This is a genomic window from Nostoc sp. DedSLP04, assembly GCF_034530775.1.
Taxonomy (GTDB): domain Bacteria; phylum Cyanobacteriota; class Cyanobacteriia; order Cyanobacteriales; family Nostocaceae; genus Nostoc.
On record NZ_JAVRCL010000006.1, the window covers coordinates 61,047 to 79,757 of the forward strand.

General features: G+C 39.9%; 20 protein-coding genes. 8 read left to right on the forward strand and 12 right to left on the reverse strand.

What is annotated here, in order from left to right; all coding sequences use genetic code 11:
* Window positions 1–83: 83 nt before the first annotated feature.
* Entirely contained in the window at window positions 84–380 is a 297-nt protein-coding gene (locus RMX89_RS05335) for a hypothetical protein (RefSeq protein WP_292820573.1), read from the reverse strand.
* A 28-nt stretch (window positions 381–408) separates the two neighbouring features.
* Window positions 409–876 (reverse strand): VOC family protein, encoded by a 468-nt coding sequence (locus tag RMX89_RS05340; RefSeq protein WP_322688187.1) that lies wholly within the window; start codon window positions 874–876, stop codon window positions 409–411.
* A 75-nt stretch (window positions 877–951) separates the two neighbouring features.
* Here RMX89_RS05340 and RMX89_RS05345 point away from each other — a divergent pair, with 75 nt between their 5' ends.
* On the forward strand, window positions 952–1,425 hold the full coding sequence (locus RMX89_RS05345; RefSeq protein WP_322688188.1) for a DUF4385 domain-containing protein: 474 nt from the start codon (window positions 952–954) through the stop codon (window positions 1,423–1,425).
* Window positions 1,426–2,035: 610 nt separating this feature from the next.
* Window positions 2,036–2,230, forward strand: coding sequence for a DUF433 domain-containing protein (locus RMX89_RS05350; RefSeq protein ID WP_322682569.1), 195 nt, complete (start codon window positions 2,036–2,038; stop codon window positions 2,228–2,230).
* Here the strand turns inward: RMX89_RS05350 and RMX89_RS05355 are convergent.
* The 5 genes from RMX89_RS05355 to RMX89_RS05375 form a co-directional block, all read right to left on the reverse strand.
* Window positions 2,198–2,407: a DUF433 domain-containing protein gene (locus RMX89_RS05355; protein ID WP_322688189.1), complete on the reverse strand. Its 210-nt coding sequence runs from the start codon at window positions 2,405–2,407 to the stop codon at window positions 2,198–2,200. The genes RMX89_RS05350 and RMX89_RS05355 overlap by 33 nt on opposite strands.
* Window positions 2,408–2,566: 159 nt before the next feature.
* Window positions 2,567–6,397, reverse strand: coding sequence for a tetratricopeptide repeat protein (locus tag RMX89_RS05360; protein WP_322688190.1), 3,831 nt, complete (start codon window positions 6,395–6,397; stop codon window positions 2,567–2,569).
* Between the two features lie 81 nt (window positions 6,398–6,478).
* A complete protein-coding gene (locus tag RMX89_RS05365; protein ID WP_322688191.1) occupies window positions 6,479–7,498 on the reverse strand; it encodes an aldo/keto reductase in 1,020 nt (339 codons plus the stop codon).
* A 195-nt stretch (window positions 7,499–7,693) separates the two neighbouring features.
* On the reverse strand, window positions 7,694–8,029 hold the full coding sequence (gene petJ / locus RMX89_RS05370; RefSeq protein WP_322688192.1) for a cytochrome c6 PetJ: 336 nt from the start codon (window positions 8,027–8,029) through the stop codon (window positions 7,694–7,696).
* A gap of 55 nt (window positions 8,030–8,084) precedes the next feature.
* Entirely contained in the window at window positions 8,085–8,309 is a 225-nt protein-coding gene (locus RMX89_RS05375) for a hypothetical protein (RefSeq protein ID WP_322669496.1), read from the reverse strand.
* 191 nt (window positions 8,310–8,500) lie between these two features.
* Here RMX89_RS05375 and RMX89_RS05380 point away from each other — a divergent pair, with 191 nt between their 5' ends.
* Window positions 8,501–9,301, forward strand: a complete 801-nt coding sequence (locus RMX89_RS05380) for a histidine kinase (RefSeq protein ID WP_322669497.1) — start codon at window positions 8,501–8,503, stop codon at window positions 9,299–9,301.
* A 206-nt stretch (window positions 9,302–9,507) separates the two neighbouring features.
* Here RMX89_RS05380 and RMX89_RS05385 read toward each other — a convergent pair whose 3' ends face one another.
* The 4 genes from RMX89_RS05385 to RMX89_RS05400 all read right to left on the reverse strand — a co-directional run bounded on the left by RMX89_RS05385 (window position 9,508) and on the right by RMX89_RS05400 (window position 13,094).
* On the reverse strand, window positions 9,508–9,699 hold the full coding sequence (locus tag RMX89_RS05385; protein ID WP_322669498.1) for a YqaE/Pmp3 family membrane protein: 192 nt from the start codon (window positions 9,697–9,699) through the stop codon (window positions 9,508–9,510).
* 126 nt (window positions 9,700–9,825) lie between these two features.
* On the reverse strand, window positions 9,826–10,227 hold the full coding sequence (locus RMX89_RS05390) for a phage holin family protein (protein ID WP_322669499.1): 402 nt from the start codon (window positions 10,225–10,227) through the stop codon (window positions 9,826–9,828).
* A gap of 352 nt (window positions 10,228–10,579) precedes the next feature.
* The gene (locus tag RMX89_RS05395) at window positions 10,580–10,921 is read right to left on the reverse strand and encodes a 2Fe-2S iron-sulfur cluster-binding protein (protein ID WP_322669500.1); all 342 of its coding nucleotides are present in this window, start codon (window positions 10,919–10,921) and stop codon (window positions 10,580–10,582) included.
* A gap of 13 nt (window positions 10,922–10,934) precedes the next feature.
* Complete coding sequence (locus RMX89_RS05400; protein ID WP_322688193.1) at window positions 10,935–13,094, reverse strand: Tex family protein; 2,160 nt, start codon at window positions 13,092–13,094, stop codon at window positions 10,935–10,937.
* A gap of 533 nt (window positions 13,095–13,627) precedes the next feature.
* Between RMX89_RS05400 and RMX89_RS05405 the strand changes: the two genes are divergently transcribed.
* Window positions 13,628–13,846 carry a hypothetical protein gene (locus tag RMX89_RS05405; RefSeq protein ID WP_322682562.1) on the forward strand — a complete coding sequence of 73 codons (219 nt, stop codon included), beginning with the start codon at window positions 13,628–13,630 and terminating at the stop codon, window positions 13,844–13,846.
* A 1,553-nt stretch (window positions 13,847–15,399) separates the two neighbouring features.
* Here RMX89_RS05405 and RMX89_RS05410 read toward each other — a convergent pair.
* Entirely contained in the window at window positions 15,400–15,666 is a 267-nt protein-coding gene (locus RMX89_RS05410; protein WP_322682561.1) for a hypothetical protein, read from the reverse strand.
* Here RMX89_RS05410 and RMX89_RS05415 point away from each other — a divergent pair.
* The 4 genes from RMX89_RS05415 to RMX89_RS05430 all read left to right on the forward strand — a co-directional run bounded on the left by RMX89_RS05415 (window position 15,665) and on the right by RMX89_RS05430 (window position 18,677).
* Window positions 15,665–16,045 (forward strand): EamA family transporter, encoded by a 381-nt coding sequence (locus tag RMX89_RS05415; protein WP_322669850.1) that lies wholly within the window; start codon window positions 15,665–15,667, stop codon window positions 16,043–16,045. The two genes, RMX89_RS05410 and RMX89_RS05415, sit on opposite strands and share 2 nt — an antisense overlap.
* A gap of 18 nt (window positions 16,046–16,063) precedes the next feature.
* A complete protein-coding gene (locus tag RMX89_RS05420; RefSeq protein ID WP_292784161.1) occupies window positions 16,064–16,420 on the forward strand; it encodes an EamA family transporter in 357 nt (118 codons plus the stop codon).
* 82 nt (window positions 16,421–16,502) lie between these two features.
* A complete protein-coding gene (locus tag RMX89_RS05425) occupies window positions 16,503–17,807 on the forward strand; it encodes an NAD(P)/FAD-dependent oxidoreductase (RefSeq protein WP_322688194.1) in 1,305 nt (434 codons plus the stop codon).
* A 45-nt stretch (window positions 17,808–17,852) separates the two neighbouring features.
* A complete protein-coding gene (locus tag RMX89_RS05430) occupies window positions 17,853–18,677 on the forward strand; it encodes a glycosyltransferase family 2 protein (RefSeq protein ID WP_322669505.1) in 825 nt (274 codons plus the stop codon).
* Window positions 18,678–18,711 lie beyond the last annotated feature (34 nt).

The window sequence follows — 18,711 nt, forward strand, 5'->3', positions numbered from 1 at the left end:
TTGTCTAGTCAGAATTCAGGAGTCATAATTCAGGAATCAAAATAGTTAAAAAACCAGAGAAATATTTGATGACTATTTTGGTATCAGTCTATTTTTTGGGGAATGAGACTAGCGCTTTTGGTGACACTATCCCAAACAATCCAGTTAAAAGAATTATCTAAATCATCGGGGCTGTTTGAAACTTTGAAATATAGCTTTTCTTCACGTTTTCTTTCAATGGCAAAGTCGGCATTTTGAGCATAAGCGACTATAAAACCTTTGTCTCGCAAACAATACATCGCCCAGGCTTTCAATGATTGCTTGTATGGTTCGTGGGGTATTGGTGGTTTTGTGATTGTGTCTTCAATGACTTTAAATAGTTGCGTGAGTTTCGCGGTCATAGTAGATACTTTTGTTATTACCCTTAAGTTAACTAGCTTCTGGATCGCAACGAATTTCAATCATAAAGCCATCTGGATCGTAAAAATATACTCCTCTACCAGTAGGACGAGTGACTGGGCCATGTGCGATCGCTATTTTATTTTCCCCGATTACTGTCACCGCGCGATCGAATAACTGCGGATCGATGTCAAAGGCTAGATGGTAAGCTCTAGTGAAGGTCTTTTCTGGATTGGGATCTGGTGGTGATAATTCTGGTTCCCCAAATAAATCTAGAATTGTACCATCGGGAGTGATGAAGTTGGCTACTTTCCCAGATGCGACTAGTTCCACCAGAGTTGCGGGTACTTCGTCGCCTGTGAGTTCGTGTAAACCCAGGATTGTGCCATAAAAATAGCGCGAGGCTTGCATATCTTTGACGTTGAGGGCAATGTGATGTACTCTACGCAGACTTCCTGGCGCAATCACACTGTTCAGAGATTGGGTGCTAGATAGCATAATCAACAAAATCTCAATATTTAGATAGAAGTTGAACTTTTTTTTAAAGTTTACTATTGCTAATAAAAATTTATCATGGCTTTTGATTATTCTTTAGACTTTAAAAATATTGATTTTCGCCAACATCCTGAACTCTATCGTGTTGGGAAGGGTGAGCAGGGTGTACTTTTAGTAGAACCATACAAATCAGAAATTCTTCCTTACTGGCGGTTCAAAACTCCTGAGATTGCTAAAGAGTCGAGTGAGAAAATTTACGACCTTTTTCTTGATTATTTAGAGAAAGATGATTTTGTCGGCGCAGATATGGCACGGAAATTTATCCAAATGGGCTATACTCGCTCTCGCCGTTATGCTAATCATAAAAGCGGCAGGAAGTATAAACAGAATTCGGAAGATTCAGGTTCCAAAAAAGAGATTCTTCCTTATGAAGTAGACCCAGTTAAAGCGGAATCAGCAGCAATATTTAAAGCTAAGTGGGTAGAAGCAAAGACAAACGAGAAATATCAAGAGCTTTTAGCCAAACATAAACAGATGTATGAAGTAGATTAGTAACTTTCGTAGGGTGCGTTACCTTGCTAACGCACCCTCCAAGATATTTTTGGTACGTTAGCAACAGCTAACGCACCTTACCAAACAGCTAATGAGTCTTTTATACTCGTGAACGAGTCTTTTATACTCGCTGACGAGTCTTTTATGCTCGTGAATGAGTATTTTATACTCGCCGACGAGTCTTTGATACTCGCTGACGAGTCTTTTATACTCGTGAATGAGTATTTTATACTCGCTGACGAGTCTTTTATACTCGTGAATGAGTATTTTATACTCGCCGACGAGTCTTTTATACTCGTGAACGAGTCTTTGATACTCGCTGACGAGTCTTTTATACTCGTGAACGAATCTAGAGGACTGATTTCAGAAACTTTTTACATTGTCGGTGATTAATTAAGAGTAACGCGATCGCATTTCCCCACTCAGCAATTCAACAATAATCATAGTTGCCTAAGCGATCGCATCAGGTAGAGTAATATTGAAGGACTGCATAAGCTGGTTACATTGTGAGCGATTAATTTAAGATTAACGCGATCGCATCTCCCCTTCACCAAACCAACAAAAATCATACTGTGCAACAATAGCTGTAGCTAAGTCGGAGTAAAAACTTATGGACTGGCGACAGTACATTCATTCAGACCCCAAAATTCTGCTGGGTAAGCCGACTGTGAAAGGAACTCGTTTATCTGTAGAGTTCTTGTTGGGTTTGTTTGCGGCGGGATGGACAGAACAACAAGTGCTAGAAAACTATCCTACTCTTACCTCAGAAGCACTAAAGGCAGTATTCGTTTTTACGGCAGAGTGATTTGAGAAACGCTGTTGCCTGTGCGCGGCTCACAGTGGGAAAATCTTCTAGAAAGTCGTCGAGGCGATCGCCTGCTTCCAAATAATCAATCAATGTTTGTACTGGTACACGAGTTCCATAGAAAACGGGTGTACCAGAAAGGATGTCGGGAGAAGTTTGTATTAGTTGAGATTCCATATCGCATCTGGCAAAGTGATATTGAAGGACTGCATAAGCTGGTTAGATTGTGAGCAATTAATTTAAGATTAACGCGATCGCATCTCCCTTATCTTCATTGCATCTCCTCTCTGGGCAAGCCAACAAAAATCATTAAGATTAACGCGATCGCATTTCCCCTTATTCACCGATTGAAACTTGACTGGGGTCAAACAACCACCCATCGCCGACTATATCGTTTAGGTGTTGATTGAGTCGGGGGAGGAAATATTTTGGATCATGTAGTCGTTGCTGGATATACCAAGCTTTAAACGCTTCCTTTGTTTTAATTCCTTGTCCACCCGCAGCCCCTAATACAATCTTCCAACTGCGCTCTTGGAGTTCCTCTAACTGCGGATGACCTTCACCTCGGAGCAGGCAAAAGAACATTGCCGTTGTTCCTAGCAAAGCTCCTAATTCATCACCTTCAGAGACTGCATTGTATAAAACACAGATTAACTGAATGGTATTTGCTAAAGGGGCTTGAATTTTTAGCGTCAGCCAGACTGCTTGAGCTAGGTAAACCAAACCACTGCTTTCATCTGCTACAGCTAAATTGCTCAGAAGTTTTACCAAATCACTATAGGCACTTATTTGTGCAAGTGTGGAAGCAACTTGCTCCCAAAGTGCGATCGCTTTTGAGATGTCCCCTTGTTGGGCAATTACTCCTGCTATGTTGTTGAGGGTAGTAGCTTTGCCTTTGGCATCGCCAATCTGCTCCTTTATTTCTAAGGATTGCTCCCAAAGTGCGATCGCTTTTGGGATGTCCCCTTTTTGAGCGATTACCTGAGCCATGTTGCTGAGGATAGTGGCTTTACCTTGGACATCACCAATTCGCTCACATATTTCCAAAGATTGCTCCCAGAGTGCGATCGCTTTTGGAATGTACCCTTGGTTGGCAATTATTTGAGCCATGTTGTTGAGGGTGATGGCTTTACCAGCGACATCGCCAATCCGCTCACATATTTCCAAACTTTGTTGTAACAACTCAAGTGCTCTTTCAATATCTCCTTTTTGGGCAATGACCCACACCATGTCTTGAATACTTGCCACTTTGCCTTTAAGATTGCCAATACTTTCTTTAATTTCCAAAGATTGCTGCCACAAATCAAGCGCTCTTTCAATATCTCCTTGTCGGTAAGTTAGCCATGCTATTTCGTGGAGGGTAGCGGCTTTGCCAGCCACATAGTTGATACGTTCATGTATGTCCAAAGATTCCTGCAACAAGTCAAGCGCTCTTTCAATATCTCCTTGTTGGGCAATTACCCTTGCTATATCATTGAGAATTGGGGCTTTGCCATTAATATCGCCAATACATTTTTTAATTTTCAAAGATTGCTGCCACAAATCAAGCGCTCTTTCAATATCTCCTTGTCGGTAAATTAGCCATCCTCTTTCATGTAGAATTCCGGCTTTGCAAATGTCGTCTTTTTCAGGGCAAAGGTTTAAGGCTTGCAGAGAATGAGCAAGCGCCTCTTCAAAAAACCCCAAAACCCCTTCCACATAAGTAATGGCTCCTAAGATGCGGTAGTCTTGAAAAACTGCCAGAATTTGCTCATATAAATCAAAAGCTTCCACAAACCGGGAATTGTTCACCCAAAGGGTTGCAATTGTATGCCCGATGCTGACAGCAATTTCCTGTTCTCTTGCCAGCAATCCCAAGCGCACAATTTCCAGTGCTTCTGCTTCCGTGCATTTGCCAGTCTCCTCCCACCAAGCTTGATGGATTTTCCTCACCGCTTGCTGTCGCGTTGCTTGCCATTCTTCCTCACTCAACACTGGTTCTAACAACGGTTCTAAAATTGTCGTCACCCGATAATTAGCTGGCTGGTTGGGGTGAGTGGTGGCGGACTCGATTAGGCTAAGGCTGGTTAACTTGCCCAAAACTGCCAATTCGTCGGCGGTAGAAATTGCCCTGATAATATCCTCCATCACTGGCAGATGAAACACACTCAACCGCGCGAGAAACTTTTGTTCTTCCGGTTCCAAAGCATCCAGCAGAGTTCGTGCCAAAATATCTTCGCGGAATTTCTGCTCAGTCGCCTCCAGCCGATTCAATAATTCATCCGCCGCTAATCCCGGCTGCTGAATCACCTCTAACAACCACTTCAGCAACCGGGGATTACCATCAGCAATGTGAATAATCCGCTGAGTTCTTAACTGCTGTCTAACTTCTTTATCTAAGGGAAAGCAGATTTTATCAATATCACTGCTGCTCATCCCTGCCAAAGATTCCAAATGCAGGCGATGAGGTGGCAAAGTGTTTTCTTTCAAATAGCGACAGGTGACAATCAGCCGACTTTCTACCCCGTTCTCCGCCAATGCCGCACAAATCGCCCCTAAAATTTCATAAGCCTCTGCCGTCATCCGCAGCGAACCATCTTCAATATTAGCTGTGGGGATATTCTGCTCAAAGTCATCCAGCACCAGCAGCAAAGGTTGGTTGTGTTCATTTTCAATCGCTGCAAAAAAGTTTTGCAACCGCCCTTTAAGAGACACTTTTGGTTCATTCAAAAGTGCTGGCACATCGGCAAACCGCTCATACTTATTAGAAAGCTTATTCAGCAAACCTATCTCATCCAGAGGGCCAATCAACACAACTCGCGCAAAATTATCACGCTGCGTCTGCACCCGCGTACATAACCGCGCCGCCAGGGTACTTTTCCCCAGTCCGCCCATCCCAGCAATAAACACCCCGATTTGGTCGCTGGTTTCCCGCAATGCCCTGAGACACCGTTGCAAAGGTCGTCTGCGTCCGACAAACTCAAACCGACTGGCAACTTTAACTAGATTATTCTCATCGAGAAATTCTTGCTCTGGCGCTGTAAACTTCAGCTTTTCACGATTTCTTGTTCTCAGAGGTGTCACCAGTTCTGCAATGGGGCGCGTATCCCTATACATCCGCAACAGATGCCAGTCGGTGCATTCTTTGTCAATCATCTCCTGCTGCGCTGCTTTGACTGCTTCTTCAACAGTTGCCCCCGTCGCCAAAGCTTGATAAAGTGCCTGTGCCGCTACAATACCCGTGCGGTCATACACTGGACGCGCCCAGCCTAAAACTATACCTGCTCCCGCCTTCACCAATGCCTGCGCCATCGAGGGTACTGTCCCCTTGTTAGGAACCTGTCCCGTATGACAACCAGAGAGAAAAGTTACACGCGGCCAACGTCCCCGAAAGGCTCTAGCTAAGTCGTTGACGGTAGTCAGTTGCATATTTCCCACCTCATCTTCAGTGATGAAGCAGGGGGTATTGTCTGCCAGCGTTACACCTGTTGGCAGCAAAGAGCCGTAGCCTTGTTGGGTATAAATTATCCCGTGTCCCGTGAGGTGAAAGACATCAAAATAGTCTTCTGGGTAGGATTTCACCAAATTGGCTAACTCTGCAACCGAGCCACTTTCCTCAACAATCAACGCCAAAGGCTGATCTTTAGTTGCTTGCAAAATGTTCGCTTCTTCCTGCTCAAACCCTAATGGTGGAACTCTGGGATCTTCAGGAGAAGTTGCCATAAACAGCAACCGCAACGGGCGATTTTGCACGCCGATAACTTGGGTTTGACGCTGCTGCACAGAACGCACGGGCAAAACGGAAAGATTCTGGCGTTCGATTAAAAACCCTGCACCATCATGTAGCAATTCCCAAGGCAAATGTGCCAATCCCAACGCTACCCGTTCTGTTTCCGGGTTCAACCCCTGCGCTTCGCTGGTTTGAATCAAATCGAGATAAATCGTTTGCTCATCCGCCTCATCCAGCGACTTTCTCAGCCATCCTTCTTTACCATCCAGCCATTGATAGAGTTGCCGTCCCAACTGGGTGAGATAGGGTAGGCGATCTCTTTGTTGAGCATAGTAATTTTGCTCACACAAATCAATGAGTGCTGCCAACTCCGTTTTATCCAAGCGGCGTGAACCATAATCACAGCGCAGTTCAAAAGCTTGCTGTTGACTGAGGGCGAAGGCAAAGTTTAGCGGCATGGTTTGCAAGGGTAGATTGCACAATAACCTTCACCGTATTATCAGTAAATTCAATCGTCAACAAAGCCAAGGCGTTAATGGTTATCGCCGATATTCGTCGCCGCAATCGCCGATTAGCTGGTACAAATCGCGTGATTGGCGAGATACTGCATTGATGCGATCGCGATCGTCTTCATCTAAACTAAAACTAAATACTTTGGCGTTATCTTCTATATGTTCAGATACTCCAAGTCTGGCACCAACTATCACACCGCCCACAGTTGGCCGATCTAAAATGTAACGCACTGCCACATTTGAAATGCTGACTCCATGCTTATTAGCAATTTCCTTCAGGATAGCCAGCAACTCTTGAAATAATCGCCAACCACCCCAAGCATCGATCATATTTTTATATTTTTTCAAACTAGCAGTGGACAAATCAAATCCTCGCGGTTCTGGTTTACCCAAATAGTTTTCTGATAACAAACCGCCGCACAGCGTACCATAAGTAAAAAGCTTTATGTCATGCTGTTGACAAAACTCTACCATATTAACTTCAGGACGGCGGTCAACCAGGGAAAATTGCACTTGGTTAGAAACAATTTTGATACCTGCTTCAGTAATAATCTTCAAGTTTTCCGTGTCAAAATTAGTTAAACCTAAATGCTTAATTTTACCCTCAGTCTGAAGTTCTGCCATATATTTGAGGGCATCCAGGTAATTTTTATCCTGATATTCCCACCAGTGGAATTGCATCAAATCTAACGATTTCACATTCATCCTTCTCAAGGAAATATCAATATTTTCCTCGACCAGTTTCTTGGTCATTTTGCCTGGACGAGGTACCCATTTCGTAAAAGCTTGTACTTGAGATAAAGCATCTTTCCCACGAGTATCAATTAGTTGGCAACGAAACTCACCAATAAAGTCTTCCGCAGGGCCATAATGATCTGCTAAATCCCAAGTAGTAAAACCTGCATCTAAATATTTGAACATAGTCTCAATAGCGGCTTGGGGATTGATCTGCCCGTGTGCGCCGGAGACTTGCCACATCCCATTTAATATGCGGCAGATGTTCAAATCGGGGGTAAATTGGAGACGACTAGCTGCGGGTAAGTTCATTTTCAATTTATGAGTGAGGAGTTATAAGTTAGGAGTTAAGAGTTAGGAGTGAGAAGAGTTAATAATTAGTGAGTTGACAAGGGGGTTTTACAGCCTTTTTAACTGTTCTACTTTATTATGAATGATTTAAGACTGCCAGAGCTAATAACAGCTAAAGTCTTAACTTCTAACTTCCAACTCCCAACTCCTAACTTTTTAACGCCAGCCTTTTTCAGCTTGTTCGAGAACGTAAGCAGCAACGTCTTGAATTTGCTGTTCGGTGAGACGCTCTTTGTAGGCTGACATATTATTTTTACCATTGGTAACTATAGATGTAATTGCCTCTATTGAATCCATACCATACTTTTTCAGGGCTGACTTTTTGAGATTTTTACCTCGCCTGATAATATTGCTACCGTTGATATGACAACCAGCACAATGAACGCTAAATATTTGTTCGCCGTTAACTGTGTCTGCTGCCCTAACAGGCAAAGGAAAAGTACTGATTAATAACAAAAACGTTACTAATACTAATGTAAGTAGTTTCTTCAATTAATTTCTCCAGATTTGAACATACTAGTTGTAGGCATAAGTATTAAAACCAATATTAGAGGGATTCAAAGTCAGTTGTAAATCCAGCAAAATTTGCACAATCTTCTTGAAAGGCTTCTGCATCGCTCACATCTTCAATTTTATAAGACATGATGCGCGTACCATTTGGCATTTTTTTGGAACTAATTAATTCACCTTGATATTTCGCTGCGATTGCTTTAAAATCAACACCATAGATTTTCCAGGCATCATCCGAACAAGTAATATTTACTTGCCACATATTTCACTTCCAATTACTACCACTAAATATTCATCATCTCACAAATGGGCAACATCTTACACATCACCTCTTTGGGACTGCAATTTTATATCTAAAGGAAGTACCAAGTCAGTTTGGGCTACGCCATAATATGGATGTAGGAACATTAAGAGAAAATATTATCCCAACTAGTTAAATTCTCCGAGTTGAAAATGCCTAACAATATCAAACAACAAATTCAAGCCGACTTGCAACAAGCAAAAGAAACTGGACAATTGAGAACTGAGCGGATTCGAGAAATAGTAAAATCCGCAGTTTCTCAAGTAGCTTCTGAGTTTAAACAAGGTTCTACTGAAGTTCGTAGCATTGTGAAAGATGCTGTTTCTGCTGTAATTGAAAACTTCCAAGAAAAAGGTAGCGAACTCAAAGATGAAGTGACAGCTTCCATTGAAGGAGCGTTGGAAGGGATTAATAGCAAAAGACACGAAAGTATTGCTCAAACTCAGACAGATATCAAGCGCCTACAGGCTCAACTTGACGGTGAAGAAGAACAACTCCAACAAGAGGTTGATGTAATTCTGGCAGAAATTGAAGAGACGGGTAAGGAAAAACCTGCAAGTACCAAAACTGCGATTGATTCTGCTGTCAATGCTATTAAAGATAGTGAAGAAGTCGGATTGTTAAAGAAACGTTACGCGCAACTGCAAGCGCAGCTAGCCATTGTCCGAGCTAATATGGCTGCACGCTATGGTGGGCGGAATATGGAAGTTCAAGATTATCTAGACGAGGCGAAACACTGGTATGATAAAGCTCGTCCCCAAGCAGAATCGATGGCTGTACAGGTAGAACAGAAGCGATCGCAGTTAGAAGAGCAATTAGGTGAAGCTGGTACATCTTTAGCAAGAAAAGAGCGCCAAATAAAACAAACGTTGAGGCAGTTACTCTTAACGGCGGCTGACTTGTTCAAAGATAAGCAACCTGCTGATAAAGAACGCGAGACTATTCATAAATAGACTGCTTTGGTATTTAATTGACTTAGAAAAAATAGGGTGGGAAATTCTCACCCTATTTTTTTGTTGAAATAGCATTTTTCATTAGACTTATCACATGAATTAAAGTCCCTCTCCCAAGCTTGGAAGAGGGACTTTAAAATTGACTCCCCCTTCTCCCAATTTGGGAGAAGGTGTTAAGGGATGCTCCCTTTAATATTGATTGCGTATTAGTAAATACGCCCTTCTTGATTAAGTTGTTCGTCATGCTTGGCTATAACCCAAATTGCATGAATACTACCAGGAAGCCAACCTAAAACTGTGAGCAAAATATTAATAATCAGCGTCGGGCCAACTCCAACTGTCAAGAAAACACCTAAAGGAGGAACTAACAAACCTAGAAGAAAACGAACTAATTTCATGATTTTACAACTTTGTGATTTTGTTTAATTACATTCATTTGATGATGCCGAATTAGGAAATCCACCTTCGGAGATTTTATGTAGGTGAGAAACGTGATTTAACTGGCGTTTCTATTCGTTCTAAACTTATCTAGAAGAAGGTAATTCAGCTTGATTCTTTACATCACCACTGCTGGTTAAAAGGTTTCTTTCAACAAAGTAGTTGTTAATAAAAGTGTTCGCAAAAGTTAAAATTACTGGCCCAAGCAAGAAACCAATAATTCCGCGAACTGCGAACCCAGGAACTAGCACTGCTGCTAACCAGAAACATAAACCGTTGACAACGAGCGAAAATGCTCCAAATGAGAGAAAGTTAAGTGGTAGAGAAAGGGCAGACAGAACTGGTTTAACTGAACCGTTAATTAGACCAATTACTAAAGCAGCAATTATAGCGGCGGGGAAATTAGCAATATTAACGCCTGGAACAACGATATCAACAATCAACAAGCTCAAAGCTGTAGCTAGCGCGGTTAAAAATGGAGTCAACATTGTTTTTACCTAATAACTAGAGATTTTTTTTGCGACTTCTTATATCATCTTTAACTATTTACTAGGGTTTCACCTCCCTTGCAAGATAGAATTTCTTTCTACCATTAGGCCTATCGTTGAGAAAAATATAGCGGTTTTAAATATATTTAATGGGTTTTAATGGGCGCATCTGTACGCCTATACATTAGACATAGGAGTAAAGACATAGCAGTACTACCTCTCTATAAGGATTGTGGATAACACATATTAATTTCTGAAGATGTCTAACATATTGCAATGTTTTAAAGGGTGCGTTAAACAAACTTAACACACCCTAGAAATTTAAGATTAATTTAATGTCACAAGGCAAAAATCACTCAGGTTTTCCCGACTCAGGCTTATAGTAAAGGGCTGATTTATATAAGACTTGTTCTTGATGGGTTTCTAAAGTGCAATCAGACAAAGGGTAAGTTACACAAGTAACAACATAACCAGCCTGTATTTCACTTGGACGCAGAAATTTTTGCTCGCTTTGATCGATTTCACCACTAATAAGTTTAGCAATACACGCAGAACATTCGCCTTGTTTACACCCAGATGGTAAGCGGATACCAGCTTCTTCCGCCATATCTAGAATATATTGATCGTCTGGTACTGGAATGGTGCGATCTAATCCAAGTGTAGGATTGATAAATCGAACTTGATAAACTGCCATCTGCTGTTTCTAATTATTGTTTAACTGCTTTCATCGACAAACTAATCCGTTTGAGTTTCTCGTTGATTTCTAACACCTGCACTTTCACTACTTGTCCAACTTTGACAATTTTATTGGGATCGTCTACAAATCTATCAGCAAGTTGGGATATATGCACCAAGCCATCTTGATGTACGCCGATATCGACAAAAGCACCGAAGTTGGCGACGTTCGTCACGATTCCCTCTAGTTCCATTCCCACCTTTAAATCCCTGATTTCGTTAATTCCTTCTTTGAAGGTGGCATACTTAAACTCAGCCCGAGGATCTCTACCTGGTTTTTCAAGTTCGCTGAGGATGTCGCGCAGTGTGGGTTCGCCGACGCTATCGGTAACGTATTTTTTCAGGTTGGTCTTTTTGAGTTTTTCGGCAATTTGTGTTACCTGATTTAATGGCACATTTAGATCGGATGCGATCGCTTCTACTACAGAATAACTCTCTGGATGCACTGCTGTATTATCCAAAGGGTTATCACCGCCGCGAATCCGCAGAAAACCCGCCGCTTGTTCAAATGCTTTTGGCCCTAACTTCGGAATTTTCAACAATTGTCGGCGATTTTTAAAGGCTCCATTCTGGTTGCGATGAGCGACAATATTATTAGCAACTGTTGCCGTAATCCCAGAGACGGAAGTTAAAAGTTCTTTGGATGCGGTGTTTAAGTCTACGCCGACGTAGTTAACGCAGCTTTCTACAGTGTCATCCAATTTCTTTTTCAACAATTTCTGATCGACATCGTGCTGATATTGTCCCACACCAATAGATTTGGGATCGATTTTCACCAGTTCTGCTAAGGGGTCTTGCAAACGGCGACCGATACTAATTGCACCGCGCACGGTAACATCTAAATCGGGAAACTCTTCTAGCGCTACAGTACTTGCAGAATATATAGATGCGCCAGATTCATTCACCATCACCTTAACTGGTTTGCGTTCTATATTTTGCAATACTTGCGTGACAAACTCCTCTGTCTCGCGGGACGCTGTACCGTTACCAATGGCGATTAACTCAATCTTGTATTTTTCAATTAAATTTTTGACAGTTTGTGCAGCTTTGAGTCGCTGTTCAGCCGCTTGATGGGGAAAAACCGCTTGGTATTCCAAAAATTTTCCCGTTTGGTCGAGGACAGCAACTTTACACCCAGTTCTAAATCCAGGGTCTATCGCCAGGGTTGGTTTCATCCCTGCTGGTGCAGATAGCAGTAACTCCCGCAGATTAGTTTCAAATGTCTTAATTGATTCTATGTCTGCGTAAACTTTTTTCTCAGCAATAACCTCTCCCATAAGAGAGACTTTCATCAAACGATTGAATGCATCCTTCAGCATCGCCTGATAAAAATCTCGAATTGTCCGTACTTTGGTTTTGATCTCTTTCGACTCAAGATAGTAAAGTACCGCATCCTCATCGAAAGCAATTTCAAAGCTTAATATTTTTTCAGTTTCACCCCGACACAACGCCAGCATATTGTGTGGTGCAATATTTTTTACCTTAATTTTATAGTTACGGTACATCTCAAATTTGGTTGTACCTTCGGGATAATCATCTTTGATGCGGGAGACAAATACCCCTTCCTCTAAAAGATAATCGCGGATATATGCGCGTAACTCAGCTTTTTCAGCTACTTCTTCCGCCAAAATATCAGCAGCACCTTTGAGTGCTTCTTCTGCTGTTTTTACTCCCTGCGTTTGTGAAATATACTTAGCTGCTTCTGACTCCAAGGATGCAATTGCAGCATTTTTGATATTTAGCGACTTGATGAATTCCGCCAGTGGTTCGAGTCCTTTTTCTCTGGCGATAGTGGCGCGGGTGCGGCGTTTTGGGCGATAGGGTAGATATAAATCCTCAAGTTCGGTTTTTTGTAAGCAGGATGAGATTTTGGCTTTGAGTTCATCTGTAAGTTTACCTTGTTGGGCGATCGCACTTAAAATAACCGATTTTCGTTCTTCTAGTTCTGTTAAATAAGTATAGCGATCGGCCAGTTCGCGTAGTTGCACTTCATTCATCTCATCGGTGCGTTCTTTGCGGTAACGTGCAATAAAGGGAATTGTTGCACCCTCCGCCAAAAGTTCCAGCGCGTTTTGCACCTGATGGGATTTGAGGTTGATTTCAGTTGCCAGTATTTGAGGAATGTTCAGCATTAGGTGTCTAAAATGAAAATGCTACTTCTAAAGGTAATATGCTAGATCCTTATCCTGGCGCAAGTCCAAAGTTTTAAGCTAATTTACCAGATGATTGTTCGCAAGAGTGTAATTGGCCAAATAGACAAAACCCAGCTACGCAAGTTTTATAACCCTTCCAATTTGCGTAGATGAATGAGAATTTGTCTAGCACAACCCAGCTTGGCTAAGTCACGAGAAGGACAAAAGTAGCATCACCCACAGGAATTGTCTGTTACTAAACACCACGCAATCTCGCGTAGCATCTCGTACCAAATTTTAAATATTGCTACGCACACTCGAACACAGAATAAGAGTTGTCAAGCTTTTGGCGCTTCATCTATTGCAATAATTATTCCAATTGGCATAAAATACAACCTTGCATAATCTTGATTTTCTATAATATTTATTTCGCTCGACTGTTGTAGCCAAAACCTTATTGGATGTAAGATTAACCACACTTCCAAAAAATTTGTTCTAAAAACACTACAACCTTTAGTTCAGAGGTTAGTAAAATGCTTTTGTTTTTCTTGATACCACTATGTACTGCTTTAGCTACAGGCTACTTGTTCAAAAAGAGTACTGATGAAATAGCATATCTTGCAGGTGTATTCGCAGCGATTAGCTTGATCTTAAGTTTAATATTAGCACCTTGGCAGATTCAGTTTGGACTATTAATCATTGTCTTCGTCATTACCAACAGACTTTTGGAAAATAATGAGTCCAAACAATAGGAAAACAACCTAGAGAAACCTCTATCCAACCAAGGAAACTTAGCGTTGTTTCTCTTTATACCATTATGTACTGTTTGAGCTACTGCCTACTTGTTCAAAAAGAGTACCAATGAAATTGCCTACTTTGGAGCTATTAGCTTGATTTTACCTCAAGGATTAATATCTTGGCACCAGTTTGGATTGTTAATCATTATTACCAACAGACTTTGATGAAAATAGTCAGTCCAAATAATAAAAAAAACCTCTACCCAGCGAAGGAAAATTGGCAGACTACTAACTCTATCTGAAATATGTGAATTTAGATGAATATTTTGTAAATAGATAAAAAATAATTCCAACCTCAATTGTCATCTAAAAATTCAGGTTGTAATTTAGTATAACGTTGTGCGATCCGGTCACCGCAAGTAGTCTTGTTCAAGTTTGAATTTTCCTTGGGTCAACTTTTGGCTTTTTAGCTTTGCATTTATCGAGTCTAATACTAACTCTTTAGTTATAGAACTTTAATACCATAAATTACTTCATAAATGTACAAATTTCCCAGGCAATAATTCCTAATAGAGGAAGATTTTTATTTTATGAAGTTTTTGTTTAAGTGTATTTGTCAGTAGATAAATTTTTGATAAAGTACAGCGATAAATTTGCAACATGCTTTTCTCATGGTATTCTAGTAAGTAATTACATGTAACAATAAATTTGGAGGAAAAAGCCTATTTAAATAAAATCACGTGGAAAAGTCAAGCCAACCTAATATTAGATGGTGTAGAAATATCTCAAATTCAATGCAATCTCAATTGAAAGTTGATTAGCCAACTTCAGTTTGCATTAGTTGTTTTGTAAAAAAGCTCCGTTTGGACATCCAGTAAAATTCCCGATAAATCTGTAAAGCGTATTACTGTAGTGTAGGTTGATTTATCTCTCTATTATTTACGCAGCTAGTCAGACTTGTATTAATTCTTGTGTTCCCATGCCCAAAAAGAGCACGTATACATACTCCATTTGAGTAAAAACCATTACTTTTATAAATCGGCTTAATTGCCAGCCAAGATTACAGATATGTCTGTGAGCCGGGATAAATTTTATCATATGTCAGTACATTAATCCACTTTTTTGGAGCAAATAGAGAATATTTCTCAATCCAGCTAGGTTTTATAGCTTGAGAATATCAATAGTATCTTCAAAAGATTTCTACAGCAGGATACCACTGATAGAAAGTTAATGAATGGATTAATCAAAAATTCTGGTAATCCATTTTGATTTAGGTGCATCTGTTAAATATGTGGGTGGAATCAGAGTTCAACATCAGCGATGTCTACGACTGGCTACATCTACGCACACTGCAAACTTTGTGTATGTTATGTATAGAGAATTTGTGACAAACTTCTCAAATTTCTCTATGTCTGCATCCACTATTAGATTATCGCGATCGCGCTGAAAATAGTGTTAAGCAAACCTGGGTAGCACAGAAAATATCTGTAATTCACAGTTAGGCAAACTCTAAATTGATTGTGCTAATTGCCAAGCAATAAACTGGTTTGGTTGGGAGTATAATCCAGTCAAGCAATTAAGCGTGTTTTACTAGCAATCATATCGAACGCCGCCATGATACAGCAACCATCCTGGAATATTGCATAGTATTTAGTTTTTAACTCTAAGGCATGAGCTTCAAAGATCATTTTGATATCAATCACTTCAACATAGCCTTTTAATTTTGTTGTCTTTACTGAAGTGTTGCCGAGATATGAAACGTTTAAAACAACTGGTTGTTTACTATCCGGTTCATACCTACTATCTTGATTAAGGCAAAGTACTATGAAATCCATGTCGCAAGGTTCAAACTTTAAAATAATCCCTTATATTATTTTATTTGTAAGTATTTTACTTAGTATCTGTGGACAACTGCTAATGAAAAATGCCATGATTTATACAAATGAAGGAGTATTTACTTGGGATTTTCTTCAAAAATTATCATTAGCTATTACTGTCTATTGTTTAGGTATAGTAAATTGGATATTGGCTCTGCGATCTGTAAAATTGAGTATTGCTTATCCACTGACAAGTTTAAATTATGTCGGGATACTTTTCGGCTCATACTACTTTTTTAATGAGGTGATTACGTTAACTCGAATAGTAGGAGTCATCACTATATTCTTGGGTGTTCTTTTAGTAGTTAACCCCATAAAAAAGCTCAAATTTAGATAATTACTTGAAAAGTTAAAAATGAGTATTTTTACTTGGCTAAATTTAATGCTTGTTGTTTTATTTGGAACAACTGCTCAACTCTCACTCAAGTATGGACTTTACATCTCTAACTCTAATAAAGGAGAAAGCGGCTCTCTCAAAAATCTCTTATTATCTCGTTATTTTTTAATTTGGTTTATCTGCTATACATTTATGACTATATTGTGGCTTTATGTATTGCGGACAATTCCTTTAAGTCAAGCCTTTCCAGTTTTAGGATTAATGTATGCATTTGTACCCATTGCTTCTCACTATCTTTTAAAAGAAGAGGTTATGTTTAGCCAATGGTTAGGGATTTCCGTTATTATAACTGGCGTAATTCTAGTTGTACATTAATCTTTTATGATTCAGATTATTAATATTAACAGTTTCCGAACATCATCCTCTAAAACATTTTCACAAAATCTAAATTTAATTTATGAATATAGGTATCGTTGGCGGAGGCATCACTGGCCTAGTATTAGCTCAACGTCTTTCACATCAAGGACATCAAGTCACTGTCTTTGATAGTAATAAGCAGCTTGGTGGACTTACTACCTATCATGATTACGGATTATTTACCTGGGATCGCTTTTATCACGTTATCCTACCTTCTGATACTCACTTAATAAATTTTCTTAGAGATATTGGTCTTGGAGATAAACTACGTTGGCATCGAAGTTTAACAGGCTTTTATGACAATAAAAAGTTTTATTCTATTAGTAATAGTATAGAATTCCTGCGTTTTCCTCTATTTGGACTTCTAGGTAAAATCAGATTAGCCTTTACTCTTTTATATGGTTCGCGCCTTAATAACTGGCGGCGCTTAGAGAAAATTTTAGTTGAAGATTGGCTATTGAAACTCGGTGGTAAAAACACATACGAAAAACTCTGGAAACCTTTGCTTTTATCAAAATTAGGAGAAAACTATAAGCGAATATCAGCAGTTTTTATTTGGGCTTATATCAAACGACTATTTTCAGCGCGCGATTCTTCATTAAATAAAGAACAACTCGGTTATGTCTCAGGCGGTTATAAAACTGTTTTTGACCATATAGAAAAATTAATTTACGCAGCTGGAGGTAATATCCACAAAGGTGTTGCAGTTGAATATATCGCACCTCATCCAGGGGGTGGAATGTGGGTAGAATCTCAGGGTAAAAAAGAGCATTTTGATAAAGTCATCTTTACTGGGCCAGTTAATATTTTGCAACAGGTTGCTGCGAGGGAACTGGTGAAAGTTGCAGACACTATTCAAACAGTAGAATACCTGGGTGTAATCTGCATGGTACTGATTACTCGTAAGCCTCTAGTTCCTTATTACGTAGTGAATATTGCCGATAAAAATATTCCTTTTACCGGAGTTATCGGTATGAGTAACTTAGTTTCTTTACAAGAGACAGCAGGGTATCACATTACATTCCTACCAAAATATATCCTTTCCACTGACCCGTTGTTAAAACAACCAGATGACGAATTACGCCCAATATTTTTCCAAGGTATACGTTTAATGTTCCCCGAACTCAAAGCCGATGACATTGTGGCAGCACATATTAATCGAGCGATTAAAGTACAGCCACTACAAGTTTTAAATTATTCCAGCCTTGTTCCAAAAGTGAGTACTGAAAACGATGATTTTTTCGTTGTCAATACCTCACAGTTGGTCAATGATAGCGTCAACAACAACGCAGTAGTTCGACAAGTCGATGAATTTCTCAAAAAATCAGCATTACTGAATTCTTGAAATTTGAGTAATCACACCTTATTTTAAAAATCACACGAGGTCTTTATGAGTCTTTTTGTTCTTTTACCCGCATATAACGAGCAAGAATCAATTCGACCCTTGTTCAAAAAGTTTCAAACATTGCAGCAAATCTTTAATATAGAGATAGAACTGATTCTTGTCGATGATGGCAGTAGCGATAGAACTGCTCAGACTGCAATAGATGAATCTCAATCACTAGGTATATTACTAAAATTAGTCCAACATCCCAAAAATGCTGGTTTAGGTCAAGCAATTAAAACAGGTTTTACGACTTTCTTGGAAATTTCCAATGAAGGTGATTTTTTAGCTGCGATGGATTGTGATAATACTCAACCACCAGAGCTACTAATAAAAATGTATGACACTATGATAGCTGGTAGCTATGATATTGCGATCGCGTCTAGATATCGCAAAGGTTCTAAAGTCATAGGCTTATCAAAATTTAGAGAGCTGCTGAGTTACGGAGCCAGCTGGCTTTTCAGAATTGCCGCTCGTGTACCAGGCGTAAAAGACTACACTTGTGGTTACAGACTGTATAACCGTACTTTCCTCAGTAAACTGGATATGTATTATGGGGACAATCTATTCACTGAAAGTGGATTTGCTTGCATGATAGATTTACTGCTGAAAGCCAAAGCCCTCAAACCAAAAATTGTAGAAATTCCAATGGTTTTGAGATACGATGAAAAACCGACTGCTAGCAAAATGAAAATTCTTAAAACTATTACTCGAACACTAAAACTCTTGTTTAAGAATCTAGCCTCAACACAGCCAACTTCTAATTTAGGTCAGACTTTCAAACAGCAAGAAACAGTTAGAATTCCACTAAGAATGGCAAACCGTAAATAAACCTGAGAAGAAAAGTCTGGATTCTTTACTTGAG

Bases quoted from the DNA above. Each gene is read 5' to 3' on its own strand.
- RMX89_RS05415 (WP_322669850.1), top strand. From the start codon at position 15,665: ATGTCGCAAGGTTCAAACTTTAAAATAATCCCTTATATTATTTTATTT.
- RMX89_RS05350 (WP_322682569.1), top strand. From the start codon at position 2,036: ATGGACTGGCGACAGTACATTCATTCAGACCCCAAAATTCTGCTGGGT.
- RMX89_RS05375 (WP_322669496.1), bottom strand. From the start codon at position 8,309: ATGTGGCAAGTAAATATTACTTGTTCGGATGATGCCTGGAAAATCTAT.
- RMX89_RS05355 (WP_322688189.1), bottom strand. From the start codon at position 2,407: ATGGAATCTCAACTAATACAAACTTCTCCCGACATCCTTTCTGGTACA.
- RMX89_RS05395 (WP_322669500.1), bottom strand. From the start codon at position 10,921: ATGGCAGTTTATCAAGTTCGATTTATCAATCCTACACTTGGATTAGAT.
- RMX89_RS05425 (WP_322688194.1), top strand. From the start codon at position 16,503: ATGAATATAGGTATCGTTGGCGGAGGCATCACTGGCCTAGTATTAGCT.
- RMX89_RS05335 (WP_292820573.1), bottom strand. From the start codon at position 380: ATGACCGCGAAACTCACGCAACTATTTAAAGTCATTGAAGACACAATC.
- RMX89_RS05405 (WP_322682562.1), top strand. From the start codon at position 13,628: ATGCTTTTGTTTTTCTTGATACCACTATGTACTGCTTTAGCTACAGGC.
- RMX89_RS05345 (WP_322688188.1), top strand. From the start codon at position 952: ATGGCTTTTGATTATTCTTTAGACTTTAAAAATATTGATTTTCGCCAA.
- RMX89_RS05365 (WP_322688191.1), bottom strand. From the start codon at position 7,498: ATGAACTTACCCGCAGCTAGTCGTCTCCAATTTACCCCCGATTTGAAC.
- RMX89_RS05400 (WP_322688193.1), bottom strand. From the start codon at position 13,094: ATGCTGAACATTCCTCAAATACTGGCAACTGAAATCAACCTCAAATCC.
- RMX89_RS05340 (WP_322688187.1), bottom strand. From the start codon at position 876: ATGCTATCTAGCACCCAATCTCTGAACAGTGTGATTGCGCCAGGAAGT.
- RMX89_RS05390 (WP_322669499.1), bottom strand. From the start codon at position 10,227: ATGTTGACTCCATTTTTAACCGCGCTAGCTACAGCTTTGAGCTTGTTG.
- RMX89_RS05385 (WP_322669498.1), bottom strand. From the start codon at position 9,699: ATGAAATTAGTTCGTTTTCTTCTAGGTTTGTTAGTTCCTCCTTTAGGT.
- RMX89_RS05420 (WP_292784161.1), top strand. From the start codon at position 16,064: ATGAGTATTTTTACTTGGCTAAATTTAATGCTTGTTGTTTTATTTGGA.
- RMX89_RS05360 (WP_322688190.1), bottom strand. From the start codon at position 6,397: ATGCCGCTAAACTTTGCCTTCGCCCTCAGTCAACAGCAAGCTTTTGAA.
- RMX89_RS05410 (WP_322682561.1), bottom strand. From the start codon at position 15,666: ATGGATTTCATAGTACTTTGCCTTAATCAAGATAGTAGGTATGAACCG.
- RMX89_RS05430 (WP_322669505.1), top strand. From the start codon at position 17,853: ATGAGTCTTTTTGTTCTTTTACCCGCATATAACGAGCAAGAATCAATT.
- RMX89_RS05380 (WP_322669497.1), top strand. From the start codon at position 8,501: ATGCCTAACAATATCAAACAACAAATTCAAGCCGACTTGCAACAAGCA.